General features: G+C 64.4%; 13 protein-coding genes. 6 read left to right on the forward strand and 7 right to left on the reverse strand.

All coding sequences use genetic code 11. The annotated features are described in order from the left end of the window. Positions 1–60: 60 nt before the first annotated feature. Positions 61–669 (forward strand): hypothetical protein, encoded by a 609-nt coding sequence (locus tag QA640_RS42735; protein WP_283038595.1) that lies wholly within the window; start codon positions 61–63, stop codon positions 667–669. 180 nt (positions 670–849) lie between these two features. On the opposite strand, the gene QA640_RS42740 is transcribed toward QA640_RS42735, so the two are convergent. Then, the gene (locus QA640_RS42740) at positions 850–1,065 is read right to left on the reverse strand and encodes a hypothetical protein (protein ID WP_283038596.1); all 216 of its coding nucleotides are present in this window, start codon (positions 1,063–1,065) and stop codon (positions 850–852) included. 26 nt (positions 1,066–1,091) lie between these two features. Beyond that, a complete protein-coding gene (locus QA640_RS42745; RefSeq protein WP_283038597.1) occupies positions 1,092–2,099 on the reverse strand; it encodes a 2-dehydropantoate 2-reductase in 1,008 nt (335 codons plus the stop codon). 191 nt (positions 2,100–2,290) lie between these two features. Here QA640_RS42745 and QA640_RS42750 point away from each other — a divergent pair, with 191 nt between their 5' ends. Both QA640_RS42750 and QA640_RS42755 read left to right on the forward strand, forming a co-directional pair. After that, positions 2,291–2,884 (forward strand): YidB family protein, encoded by a 594-nt coding sequence (locus tag QA640_RS42750; RefSeq protein ID WP_283038598.1) that lies wholly within the window; start codon positions 2,291–2,293, stop codon positions 2,882–2,884. Between the two features lie 29 nt (positions 2,885–2,913). Further along, positions 2,914–3,186: a GlsB/YeaQ/YmgE family stress response membrane protein gene (locus tag QA640_RS42755; RefSeq protein WP_283038599.1), complete on the forward strand. Its 273-nt coding sequence runs from the start codon at positions 2,914–2,916 to the stop codon at positions 3,184–3,186. Between the two features lie 159 nt (positions 3,187–3,345). Here QA640_RS42755 and QA640_RS42760 read toward each other — a convergent pair whose 3' ends face one another. Beyond that, on the reverse strand, positions 3,346–4,131 hold the full coding sequence (locus tag QA640_RS42760) for an SDR family oxidoreductase (protein ID WP_283038600.1): 786 nt from the start codon (positions 4,129–4,131) through the stop codon (positions 3,346–3,348). A gap of 238 nt (positions 4,132–4,369) precedes the next feature. On the opposite strand from QA640_RS42760, the gene QA640_RS42765 reads away from it, so the two are divergent. From QA640_RS42765 to QA640_RS42775, 3 genes are read left to right on the forward strand one after another with little or no spacing between them, the layout of a single operon-like run. Beyond that, the gene (locus QA640_RS42765; RefSeq protein WP_283038601.1) at positions 4,370–5,434 is read left to right on the forward strand and encodes an acyl-CoA dehydrogenase family protein; all 1,065 of its coding nucleotides are present in this window, start codon (positions 4,370–4,372) and stop codon (positions 5,432–5,434) included. An 18-nt stretch (positions 5,435–5,452) separates the two neighbouring features. Then, positions 5,453–6,613, forward strand: a complete 1,161-nt coding sequence (locus QA640_RS42770; protein WP_283038602.1) for an acyl-CoA dehydrogenase family protein — start codon at positions 5,453–5,455, stop codon at positions 6,611–6,613. Positions 6,614–6,624: 11 nt separating this feature from the next. Beyond that, complete coding sequence (locus QA640_RS42775) at positions 6,625–7,443, forward strand: enoyl-CoA hydratase/isomerase family protein (RefSeq protein ID WP_283038603.1); 819 nt, start codon at positions 6,625–6,627, stop codon at positions 7,441–7,443. A 206-nt stretch (positions 7,444–7,649) separates the two neighbouring features. Here QA640_RS42775 and QA640_RS42780 read toward each other — a convergent pair whose 3' ends face one another. The 4 genes from QA640_RS42780 to QA640_RS42795 form a co-directional block, all read right to left on the reverse strand. Beyond that, positions 7,650–9,764 (reverse strand): acetate--CoA ligase family protein, encoded by a 2,115-nt coding sequence (locus QA640_RS42780; RefSeq protein ID WP_283038604.1) that lies wholly within the window; start codon positions 9,762–9,764, stop codon positions 7,650–7,652. A 149-nt stretch (positions 9,765–9,913) separates the two neighbouring features. Continuing rightward, positions 9,914–10,675, reverse strand: coding sequence for a hypothetical protein (locus QA640_RS42785; RefSeq protein ID WP_283038605.1), 762 nt, complete (start codon positions 10,673–10,675; stop codon positions 9,914–9,916). An 11-nt stretch (positions 10,676–10,686) separates the two neighbouring features. Then, positions 10,687–11,469, reverse strand: a complete 783-nt coding sequence (locus QA640_RS42790) for an enoyl-CoA hydratase (RefSeq protein ID WP_283038606.1) — start codon at positions 11,467–11,469, stop codon at positions 10,687–10,689. A 141-nt stretch (positions 11,470–11,610) separates the two neighbouring features. Beyond that, a complete protein-coding gene (locus QA640_RS42795; RefSeq protein WP_283038607.1) occupies positions 11,611–12,822 on the reverse strand; it encodes an ABC transporter substrate-binding protein in 1,212 nt (403 codons plus the stop codon). Between the last annotated feature and the right edge of the window lie 65 nt (positions 12,823–12,887).

A 12,887-nucleotide genomic window follows, 5' to 3' on the forward strand; every position in this document is an offset into this window, starting at 1 on the left:
CTGGAAACAGGCGAAAATTCGGCTGATTCAGCTGAGTTCCACAAAGATTGCATCTGTTGAATGTCGTTCGTGATCGCATCGCGTAGCGCGAGATTGTTGCTTGGCTTGACTGCAGGGCTCACCCTGCTGATGCCCGCGCATGCTCATGCGCAATGGTGGAAGCGCGCACCGGCTGATTTCGAGGAATGCGCCGATCGGGCCGAGAAATACGCAACCAAGCAGGAGAAGACGGCCGCGCTCGCCGAGTGCAACGCCAAATTCGCCGGCCGTCGCAAGATGGGTGGCGGGTACACCTATTACGACATTCTCCAGGATCGAAGCTTCGACATCGCCGGTCCCAATCCGACGCCGGAGGAACAGAAGAAAATCGACCAATCCTACGCCGCCTATCTTGCCGATCAGCGCCGCGCCAACCTTGCTGCCGAAGCCGCCGCCAAACAGCAGCAACAGCAGGAGCAAGTCCAGCAGGTCGCACTGCGCACCGAGACCGCGCGCGTGCCGGTTCCGGTCGAGCGGCCGAAGCAGCAGACCGCGACTGGCGATGCCAAAGCGCGTGCGAAGGGGTGCACCAAGGGCTCGTTCTCCTGCGAATGGCCGCGGCTATCGGAGAGCTTGAACGAATTGAAGAAGCTGTTCAGCCCGCCGCCGAGCAAGGCGAAGAAGGGCTGACGGCAGCCTCTCCCGCGAATGCCACAGGTTGGGCGAAGGCGCGCCCTTCGCGCGCCGTGCCCACCATCTCTCCACGATCGCAATTGATGCAACCGACGTGGCGGGCACGCTCCGCCCTTGCTCTGCGAGCGACGGTATCGCTTTGCTCACGCTACGATGATGCGCGCAGGTCGATGCGCATCAGTTCGCATGCTTCTTCCGTGAATGCCTGTGCGTGGTCGCCGGCGGACCAGCCGGAGCAACCGTCGTCGTCGTGCCGCTCGGCGCCGCGCGGCTTTCTTGCAACCGCCTGTCATAGCCGGGCGACGGTGTGACGGTGGGCGGACGCGCCTGCGCGAGCGTGGATGCACCGCAGAGCATCGCAACTGCGATTGCCATCATCGGAACGGACTTCATCGGCACTCCTCCGATCGGACCAGTGCTCACGCACCACCGCGGATCTGCGGCGGCGTCAGGCGCGGCGGGCCGTTGCCCGCGCTTTCAGCCTCCCTGATCAGCGCAGCAATGCGGCGGCACAGCGGCACGTCCACCCCATGCTGGTCCGCCAGCGCGATGATCGCCCCTTGCAGATAGTCGATCTCGGTCTTGCGTCCCTGCTTCAGATCCTGCCACATCGAGGAGCGCGCCTCGGGATCGATCTTCATCGTCCGCCCCAGGATCATGTTGAAGATCGTATCGGGCAGTCGCAGCAGCGTTGGCGTCCAGCGCGGCGGAATCGGCGTCGCCGACACTGGGTTGATGCCCGCCGCCGTCATTGCCGCGAGCCCCTCGGCCATCTGGTCCGCAAACAATCTTCGCCAGTCCCGGCTCGCAAGCTGCGCGGCAAGCGGCACGTCGGACAGGGCGCTCAGCGCATTGTTCAGGTTGATGATGAGCTTGCCCCATTGCACACCGGTGATGTCCGGGCTCGCGCGCATGCTAAGGCCCGGCACGGCCAGTGTCGCAGCCGTATCGGCCTCATCCTTCTCGACATGAATGTCGCCGGAGGTCGACCGGTGGAAGCGCCCCTCGCCCATCCCGATCACGTTGAACGGCACCATTCCGGCGAGCACGCGCCGCCCCGGCAGCTTGTCGCGCAACGTTCCCACATTGCCGACACCGTTCTGCAAGGAGACGATGACGGCATCCTCCGGCGCGTGCCGGGCGATCAGCTCGGCGATCTCAGCCGTGTCGGCGCTCTTCACCGTCACCAGAACGACGCCAACACCGTGAAAAATTGAGGCATCTTCCGAAAGCGCGAGCTGGCCTGCGGAGAGCCGCCGCTCAGCTCCGTCGAAATCGGTCAACCGCAAACCAAACCGTTCGATCTCGGTCTTCACCCGCGGCCGCACCAGCAGCGCCACGCGGCGGCCGGCGGCAGCGAGCATGCCGCCGACGAAGCAGCCGATGGCGCCCGCCCCCGCCACCGCGACCGGTCGATCCGTCACCACCTTCTCTGCTCCTCGAAACATCTTGCCGCTTTTCGACAGCGACGTTGACCGGACCTGGCTTGACCGAACCTTCGATAGCAAAGGCCGCGCCGCTTGCCCATCGAACCCTGCGGTTGCGGCGCGACTGCCTTGTAACCGTCATGAGAGCCCCATATGTTTTTGCCCCGGGGCATGTTCAGCGGGAGAGCACCATGGGTCTACTCGACGTCCTCAACGGCATGCAGAACGGACCGCGCGGCCCCGGCACGCCGAGTTCACAACAATCCTCCGGTGGCATGTCGCCGATGACCATGGCGATCCTTGGTCTGCTGGCGTGGAAAGCGTTCAAACATTTGACCGCTGGCCAGCCCGGCGCGGCGCCGCAATCCTCACCCTTGCCGCCGCCCACGCCGGCCAATGCAGGTGGCGGAGCGCTTCCGGGCAGCGTACCCGGCGGCGGGGGGCTCAGCGACGTGCTCAAGGGCGGCCTCGGCGGCCTGATCGCGGGCGGTGCTGCCGGCAGCGTGCTTAGCGGCGGCCTCGGCGATCTCCTCAAACAGCTCCAGCAGGGCGGCCATGGCGAGACCGCGAATTCCTGGGTTGGCAAGGGTGAGAACAAGCCGATCGCACCAGGCGATCTCGCCAACGCGCTCGGCGCCGATCAGATCCAGAGCCTGTCTGCCGAGAGCGGCCTGTCGCGCGACGAGCTCCTGTCCGGTCTCAGCCAGTACCTGCCGCAGGTGGTCGATCACCTGACGCCGGATGGACGGCTGCCGACCGAGAACGAGCTTTCGGACAGGATCTGATTTCACGCGTCGAGAAGGGGAGCACGGACATGAGCATCGGCGGCCTGTTATGGATCATCATCGTCGGCTTCGTCGCCGGCCTCATCGCGCGCTGGCTTGCGCCGGGGCCGAACAACCCGAGCGGCTTCGTCCTCACCACCATCCTCGGCATTGCCGGCGCATTTCTCGCGACCTTCATTGGCCAGGCGATCGGCCACTACAGTGCGGACCAGGGCGCGGGGTTCATCACCGCCACCATTGGCGCGGTGGTAGTGCTGTTCATCTGGCACCGGCTGGTCGCGAGCGGGGTGATAAAGAGTTGACGGCGTAAGCCGTCTCCGCCGTGATTGCGAGGAGCTCGCGACAAAATTGCGGAGCAATTTTGCGCTGAAGCGACGAAGCAATCCAGACTGTTGCCGCGGATGCTTTCTGGATTGCTTCGGTTCGCTCGCAATTATTGAACATCGACAGCAATGACGAGTTTAGGTCACCAAATGCAGCCCTGCGTCCATGCGCACGATCTCGCCTGTCATGTTGGTGGAGGCCGGCGTCGCGAGGAAGCAGACGAGTTGCGCGATGTCGTCGGCGCTTGAGGCGACCTTAAGCGGCACTTTCGCGACCACGCTGTCGCGCACCTGCTTGGCGCCTTCCTCGCCGCGGCCCTTGGTGAACCAGGGCGTGTCGATATAGCCGGGGCAAACCGTATTGACGCGGATGAGCGGCGCTAGCGCGCGCGCCAACGACAGCGTGATGGTGTTCAGCGCGCCCTTGCTGGCGGCATAGGCGATCGAGGAGCCGACGCCGCTGATACCGGCAACGGAGGACACGTTCACCACCGCTGACGCCCGCCCCGAGGCGCTCGCTCCCGCTTCGAGCAGCTGACGCGCCGCACGCACCATCTGAAACGGGCCGATGGTGTTGACGCCGTAGAGCCGCTGAAAGTCTTCCGCCGACAGACCATCGAGATTGGCGTGAGCGACGTGCTTGGTCGTGCCGGCATTGTTGATGAGCGCGTCGAGCCGGCCCCAGGCCTGCGCCGCCGCGACGATCCTGCGGCAATCCTCGTCGCGCGAGACATCGCCCTGTGCGATCACGACCTCGGCCGCGCCGGCCTTGCGGCAAGCCTCCGCCGTAACCTCTGCTTCCTTCCGGCTCGACGAATAGTTGATGACGAGCCGCGCGCCGCCGCGCGCAAGAATTTGCGCGGTCGCCGCGCCGAGACCTGATGCGGACCCCGTCACGATTGCGCACAAGCCGTCCCTTGCCATCCCGTTATCCTCGCTCGTTCTGAATGCCAGCGGTTCTGTTTAACGAGTTTGCGGACGGCTGCAAATCGATCAAACTCCGCTAAGCGGAATTAGCCCTTTTGCGCATGCCCGCGCCGCAGGCGGACCTGCGATCAACGCTTGTCAGGACCGTGGCTTTTTCCGATCATCGGGCGCAAGAAGAGACCTGCGCACCCGTTCGAAAAGACGGATGCGCCAATGGCAAAACACGGGGAACGCTGTGGCGGAGAGTGACAACATCGTGGTCGAGACCGCGGAGAAAATCTTCGCCGATCTCGCCGATCCGCAAACCATCAACAACGACAGGAAGGAGGCGTGGAAAGTGCCGCTGTGGCAGGCGCTGAGCGAGGCCGGACTGCCCTTGGCGTGGGTGCCGGACGATCTTGGCGGCTCCGGCGCGAGCCTCGCCGACGGCTTTGCCCTGCTCAACGCGGCGGGACGTTTTGCGATCGCAGTTCCCCTGGCAGAAACCATGCTCGCCGGCTGGTTGCTTGCGCAGGCGAAGATCGGCTCCCCCGAGGGCGAGATGACGGTGCTGCCGGCGAACCCGAAGGACCGCATCACCCTCAATCCCGATGGCTCGCTCTCCGGCCGCGTTCGCGGCGTGCCCTTTGCGAAAGCTGCAAAGCATTTTGCGGTGCTGGCGCACGGCGCGGGCGGTGTATCCATCGCGCTGGTCGATGCCGGCAAGACGAAGATCGAGGCCGGCCTCAATGTCGGCTACGACGACAGCGATGTCGTGACGCTCGACAAGGTCGCGCCCATCACCGTCAAGCCCGCGCCAAAGCACCTTGACCAGACCACGATGATGCTGATCGGTGGCGTCGCGCGCAGTCTGCAGATCGCGGGCGCGCTGGAATCGATGCTCAACATTTCCGTGCGCTACTCCAACGAGCGCGTTGCATTCGAAAAGAAGATCTCGAAATTCCAGGCGGTGCAGCACAACCTCGCAAAGCTCGCCGGCGAGTCCGCTGCGGCGCTGGCCGCGGCGACCTCCGCCGCCGATGCCATCGCGAACGCGACCGCCTTCAACGACGAGGTCTATCTCGAGGCTGCCTCCGCAAAAATCCGCTGCGCGGAAGCAGCCGAGAAGGGCGGCGCCATCGCGCATCAGGTTCACGGTGCGATCGGCTTCACCCTCGAGCACATATTGCATCGCTATTCGCTGCGGGCGCTGGCCTGGCGCGACGATTTCGGCTCGGAGAGCTATTGGGCCGTCGAGCTCGGCAAGCTCGTTGCAAATCGCGGCGCCGATGAATTGTGGCCGCTGGTCGCCTCACGCTGAGTTCAGGGAACGAGACACATGACCGCTGCCCTCCGTTTCGATCCGATCCGCCTGCCGCCCAAATGCGAGGAGCTGCGCAAGGAGGTGCGCGCCTTCCTCGCCGAAGAAATGGCCCGCGGCACCTTCAACCCGTTCAAGCCGAATCGCGAAGACACCGACGTGCCGGAATTCTCCCGCCGCGTCGGCGAGCGTGGCTGGATCGGCATTACCTGGCCAAAGAAATATGGCGGCCATGAGCGCTCCTTCCTGGAGCGCTATGTGGTGACGGAAGAGATGCGCGTCGCCAACGCACCGACACGCCGCTTCTTCGTCGCCGACCGGCAGAGCGGACCGATCCTGCTCAAATACGCACCGGAGCACATCAAAATGGACATCCTGCCGCGCATCTGCCGCGGCGAATTGTGCTTCGCCATTGGCATGAGCGAGCCGAACTCCGGCTCCGATCTGTTCGCGGCCAAGACGCGGGCAACCAAGACCGACGGCGGCTATCTCATTAACGGCACCAAGATCTGGACCTCGTCGGCGCATATCGCCGACTACATGATCGCGATCTTCCGGACATCGCAGCCGACCAAGGAAAACCGTCGCCACGGCCTGACGCAATTCTTGGTCAAGATGAAGCAGCCGGGCATCAAGGTGAACCCGATCGGCCAGATCACGGGCCAGCACGAGTTCAACGAGGTCGTCTTCACTGACCATTTCATCCCGGATGATCACGTGCTCGGTGAGGTCGATGGCGCCTGGAAGCAGGCGACGTCCGAGCTCGCTTACGAGCGCAGCGGCCCGGAACGTTTCCTCGAAACTTATTACGTGCTGACCGAGCTGGTGCGCGCAGTCGGCAACGATCCGGATACCCGCAGCGCCGAAGGCATCGGCCGCCTCGTCGCGCAGCTCCACACCATGCGGCGCATGTCGGTCTCGGTTGCGGGCATGCTGCAAGCCGGCAAGGAGCCGGTGGTGGAGGCCTCCATCGTCAAGGACATCGGCACGGTGTGGGAGCAGCAGCTTCCGCATCGCGTGCGCGATCTCGCCGCGTTCGTCGAAGAGACTGCCGGCAATCGCGAGACACTGGAGCGGCAGCTCGATTTCGCCATCAAGACCGCGCCGAAACTGACCATCCAGGGCGGCACCACCGAAGTGCTCCGCGGCATCATCGCCCGCGGACTTGGTTTGCGCTAACGAGGATCATCATGAGCAGCTACAAGGATATCGGCGTCGAGAAGGTCGGGCATGTCGGCACTATCGAGATCCGAAGGCCGCCGCTCAACTTCTTCGACATCTCCCTGATCAACCAGATCGCTGACGCGCTCGACGAGTTCGATCGCGACATCGAGATCCGCGCCTCTGTGCTCTCGGCGCAGGGCAAGGCGTTCTGCGCCGGCGCCAATTTCAACGACCCAGCGCGGCAGGAGCAGGAGGCGCGCGCGGCCGAGGCAGCAGCGAAGGGCGATCCCGCCGACAGCCTTGGGCCGATCAACCATCTCTACATCCAGGCCGTGCGCATATTTCGCGCCAAGAAGCCGATCGTCGCCGCCGTGCATGGCGCGGCCATCGGCGGCGGGCTTGGGCTTGCGGTCTCCGCCGACTTCCGCGTCACCTGTCCGGAGGCGCGCTTCTCGGCCAACTTCACAAAACTCGGCTTCCACCCCGGCTTCGGCCTCACCGTGACGCTGCCCGAGTTGATCGGCAAGAACAACGCCGAGCTGATGTTCTATACCAGCCGCCGCGTCACCGGCGAAGAGGCCTACAAATGGGGCCTCGCCAACGAGCTGGTGCCGCAGGACCAGGTGAAGCCAGCCGCTTTGAGGCTCGCCGGCGAAATCGCCGAATGCTCGCCGCTCGGCCTGATCTCCACGCGCGCGACGATGCGCAACGGACTCGCCGATCGCGTCATGGCCGCCACGAACCATGAGCTCGCCGAACAGACGCGGCTGCGCGCGACGGAGGACTTTAAGGAAGGCGTGAAAGCCACGGAAGAGCGGCGCGCGGCGAATTTCAGGGGGCGGTGATTGCTTTTGTTCCTTCCTCCCTTGTGGGAGAAGGTGGCATAGGCCGCCTCTGGCGGCCGTCCTTAGAGAACGCCGAAGCAAAGCTTCGGCTATGGCGCCGGATGAGGGGTTCTCGCCGCATACTCTTTGCAAGCGATTCATTCGCGGAGAGAGACCCTCACCCCGCTGCGCTTCGCGCAGCACCCTCTCTCACAAGGGAAGAGGGTTTACCTCCGCCGCACCACCAGCGCGTCGACGATCGTGACGCCCTGCCCCTCCGGATGCACCAGCACCGGGTTGAGCTCGATCTCCGCAATTTCCTTCGCATGCCTTGCTGCGAGTACGGAGATGTCGGCGATCAACTGCGATAGTGCCGCGACATCCGCCTTGGCCGCCCCGCGAAACCCATTCAGCAGCGGCGCCGCCTTCAATCCGGCCAGCATCGCGCCGGCCTCGTCCGGGCTCACCGGCGCCGGGCGGTAGATCACGTCGCGAAACAACTCGGTTGTAATACCGCCAAGCCCCACCATCACCATCGGGCCGAACGTCTGATCCGTCATCGTGCCGACGATGATCTCGATGCCCTTCTTTGCCATCGGCCCAACCAGCACGCCCTGAAGCGGCGCATCCGGCCGATGCTTGCGCGCATTGTTCAGGAGCTGCTCGAACGCCAGAAATACCTCGCCCTTGGTCGTGATGTTCACCCGCACGCCGCCGACCTCGCTCTTGTGCGGAATATCGGGCGACTGGATCTTCATCACCAGGGGAAACCCGACGCGCGCAATCGCCTCGTCGAGGCCGCTCTTCTCCGCAACCAGCACCTCGTCCGGCAGCGCGATGCCGGCCGCACGAAGCAGGGCCTTGCTGTCGGCCTTGGACAGGACCGGCGACTTCAAACATGCCGAGAGATCGCGTGCCGGAAGCCGCATCTCGTCCACCGGCCTGGGCAGGTCAAACGTCGCGAAGTCCACGAGCTGGCGGAGCGCGACGCCGACATGGGTGAGGCCCGACAGCACGACGACGCCGGATTTTGCCAGCTCCCGCCGCGCGAAGTCCGACGGCAAGGTATAGGAATAAAACACCACGGGCTTTCTCTGCGCCGCCAGCACCGGCTTCAGCTCCGCCTCCTTGAAGGGCATCCGCACCTCGCTCGACAGCGACAGCATGACCAGGATCGCGTCGACCTCGTCGGAGACGGCGAGCAGATCGACGCTTCGTTGCAGACCGCCCGAGATCACGCCCTGGGCGGTGACGTCGATCGGGTTGCGCGCCGTGCCGTAGGAGGGCATCAATTTTGCGATCTCCGCCTGGATGGGCTCGGAGAGCTCAGGGACCTGCAAGCTTCTAAGCGCCACCGCATCCGTGCCCCAGATGCCTGCGCCCCCGGAGACGGTGACGACCGCGACACGATCGCCCTTCGGCAGCGGATTGCTGGCGAGCACCGCGGCGATCGTCAGCGCCTCGTCGAGATCGTCAGAGACGATGAAGCCGTATTTGGCGAACACCGCGTCATAGGCGGCGGACCAGCCGGCCATGCTCGCGGTGTGCGACGCTGCCGCATGCTCGCCCGCACTGCTGCGGCCGACCTTGGTCACGATGACGGGCTTCTTGATCTCGGCGGCACGCCGCGCGGCCGTGAAAAATTTCTTGACGTCGCGAATGCCTTCGATGAACAGCAGGATCACGTCGGTCGAGGCGTCCTGCACCATATAGTCCAGGAACTCGCCGGCGCCGAGATCGGATTCGTTGCCGGTGGAGACGACGTAGCTCACGGCAACGCCGAGCGCTTTCGCACGATTGTAATAGGCAAAGCCGATGCCGCCGCTCTGGGCGACGATGCCGATCCGACGCGTGGTCGCGACCAGCGGCGCCACGCCCGGCTTGACGTCGACCGCCGGGCTGAACGTCGCCGCCACGCGCTGCGCCTGGCTGAAAAGACCTTCGGCGTTCGGGCCGGAGATACGCATGCCCGTGCGCCGTGCCAGCGCCGCGATTGCCTCCTGCATCGCGGCGCTGTCGCCGCCCTCCTCCGCAAAGCCGGAGGAGATGATGACGGCGTTCTTCACGCCGGCGGCTGCGCATTCTTCGAGCGCCGCCAGCACCGCGCGCGCCGGGATGATGATGACGGCAAGATCGATCGGCGCGCCGATGTCCGCGATCGACTTGTAGCAAGTGCGCCCGTCGATCGCCGCGTAGTTCGGATTCACCGGATAGATCTTGCCGGGATACTCGTTCCTGCACAGCATCGACAGCAGCCGCCCCGGGATCTTCTCATGATCGCGGGAGGCGCCGATCAGCGCGATGCTTGCCGGCGCGAAGAAAGAGTCGAGCGGATGCGGCATGGGGCGGGTCCCTTGTCCTGTTCAATCCGTCATCCTGAGGTGGCCGCGAAGCGGCCCTCGAAGGATGAACGGCCCGGCTGGTGGCCGTCGCCCTTCGAGACGGCCGCGCGGCCGCAGCCTCCTCACGGTGACGGACAACCATCAAGCAATCAACTCACGCGGAAAGTTACCCCACCCAGCAGAAACTCATTCCCCGCCACTGCGAGCCCCCTCTCCCGCGCGGCGTGAAGAACACCGGCCACATCCGCGACACGGAACTCCAGCGCGCTCATGATCTCACCTCCGCCCTTCACGAAGCGGACGCTGGCATTGGGCAGCCTCAGCTCGGTCTCGCCGCTCTCCGCCTTGCCCGGCGCGGCGCCGATCAGCTTGCCCCAATGCCCGGCCAAGCCTTGCGGATCCGGGCTCTGCATCTCGACCGCCGTCAGCGCCTGCGTCACGTTCTTGCGGATGAACTTTTGCCAGTCCGGCCCCGCCGGCGGATAGGGGCCCAAAATATCGTCGCTGCCTTTGGTGTGATTGAACTCGATGAAGGCGGCGCGGCAGTCGCGCGGGTGGAGCTGCACGCCGTGATAGGGCGGATGATCAATCACGTTCGCGGTACGCACGCCCATGGCATTCGCACTGCGGCCGCGCTCGTCCGGATCGTCGCAGCAGAAGATCGCCATATAGCCGCCGCGGCCGCCGGTCTTGGCAATGAAGCGGCCGGCTGCGGTGCCGTCCCTAGACGGCGCCACCACCTCAAGCAGGATCGTGTCGACAGGCAGCAATGCGTTCTCAAGGCCATACTTCGCGACATTGACGTCGCGATAACAGACGGCAAGGCCCATGATCCCTGCGATATCGGAGATCACGGGTTCGAGCTGCGGCGCGACCAGGCAGATCTGGCGCAAGCGCATATAGCCGGCCATGGTCAGGCGCCCTAGAAGGCGGGTTTCCGCTTCTCGACAAAAGCCTTTGCGGCTTCCTTGTGGTCCTCGGTGTCACCGCAGCGGGTGTGATGAATGGCTTCGCCGTCGAAGCAATCCTCGAGCGGCAGGTGCTCGGCATTGTTGATGTTGCGTTTGATGTAGCCGAGCGCGATCGACGGGCCCTGCGCCAGCGACAATGCGAGCTCGTGCGCGGCGGCATCGATCTCGGCATCGGGCACCACTTTCGTCACCATTCCGATCGCCTGCGCCTCCTTCGCGCTCAGTACCGGCGACATCAGATAAAGCTCTCGCGCCCGCGCGGAGCCGATCAGTTGGGTCAGGAAATAGGTGCCGCCATAATCGCCGGAGAAGCCGACCTTGGCAAACGCCGTCGTGATCTTGCAGGATTCGCTGGCGATCCGCAGATCGCAGGACAGCGCCATCGAGAGACCCGCGCCAGCCGCCGCACCGTCGAGCTGCGCCACCACAGGCTTGGGCATCTGGTGCAGGATGCGCGACACCTCCATGCCGCGGCGCAGGTTCGCGAGCTTAATCTCGAACGGCAGCGGCGCGCGGCCCTCGGCCATCGACTTGACGTCGCCGCCGACGCAGAAGCTGCCACCGGCACCCTTGAACAGCACCGCGCGCACCTCGGGATCATCGGCCGCGCGCCGCGCCGCCTCGATCAGCCCGCGCACCATGTCGGGGTTGAGCGCATTCTTGCGCTCGGGACGATTCATGGTGATGGTGAGCAGCCCGCCTTCGAGCTTTTGCAGGACCATGTCGTTGCTCATGGGATGTTGTCCTTGTTGTTGTTTGACCGGGCCATCACCACACCGTCATTGCGAGCGCAGCGAAGCAATCCAGAAATGCACCCGCGGAAATATCCTGGATTGCTTCGTCGCTTCGGTCCTCGCAATGACGGCGGTAAAGTTCTATTTCTTCACCAGCGGGCAGCGCGACTGCTCGAGCGACTGGAACGCCTCGTTGCCCGGCACGGTGGCGAGCAGCTTGTAGTCGTCCCAGCGGCCCTTGGACTCCGACGGCTTCTTGACCTCGAACAGATACATGTCGTGCACCATGCGGCCATCGTCGCGGATCTTGCCGCCGTTGGCAAAGAAGTCGTTGATCGGCGTCTCCTTCATCACCTTCATGACCGCGGCGGCATCGGTGGTGCCGACCGCCTTCACGGCTTTCAGGTAGTGCGTGACCGAGGAATACACACCGGCCTGCGCCGAGGTCGGCGGCCGCTTCACGCGCTCCTGAAAGCGTTTTGAGAAGGCGCGCGTCTCATCATTCAGGTCCCAATAAAAGGCTTCCGCCAGCAGCAACCCCTGCGCGGTCTCGAGCCCGATCGAATCGATGTCGGTGACGAAGGCGAGCAGCGGCGAAATCTTCTGGCCGCCCTTCATGATGCCGAACTCGGCCGACTGCTTGATGGCGTTGACGGTGTCGCCGCCGGCGTTGGCAAGGCCAATAACCTTGGCTTTGGAGGCCTGCGCCTGGAGCAGGAAGGACGAGAAATCCGAGGTGTTGAGCGGATGGCGGACGTTGCCCAGCACCTTTCCGCCGGTCTTCACCACCACGTTGCTGGTGTCCTTCTCCAGATCCTGACCGAAGGCGTAATCGGCGGTCAGGAAGAACCAGGTGTCGAGCCCGGACCTCACGGCGGCAAGTCCGGTCGTGTTGGCCTGCGCAAAGGTGTCGAAGACGTAGTGCACGGTATAAGGGCCGCAGGCCTCGTTAGAGAGGCGGATCGAACCCGGGCCGTTGAAGATGACGATCTTGTTGCGCGCCTTCGCGATCTCGCCGGCGGCGAGCGCGGTCGCAGACGCCGCGACGTCGTAGATCATCTCGACGCCCTGATTGTCGATCATGTCGCGTGCGATGTTGGCGGCAAGGTCCGCCTTGTTGAGATGATCGGCTGCGAGGATCTCGATCTTGCGGCCCAGCACCTCGCCGCCGAAATCCTCCGCCGCCATTTTGGCCGCCATCTCGCTGCCGGGACCGGTGATGTCGGCGTAGAGGCTCGACATGTCGAGAATGCCGCCGAGCTTGAGTGGCGACTTGTCTTGGGCTTTGTCCTGGGCCTGCGCTGCGCTCGCGACCAACGCCGCGGCAAAAATGCCGGACAAAATCCTCCTCATCGAGAACCTCCCTTATCGTGCCGTACTCTGGTGGCGGCTTGGTTATTGCTCTTGGTTTGGTATTG

Source organism: Bradyrhizobium sp. CB82, assembly GCF_029714405.1.
Lineage (GTDB): Bacteria > Pseudomonadota > Alphaproteobacteria > Rhizobiales > Xanthobacteraceae > Bradyrhizobium.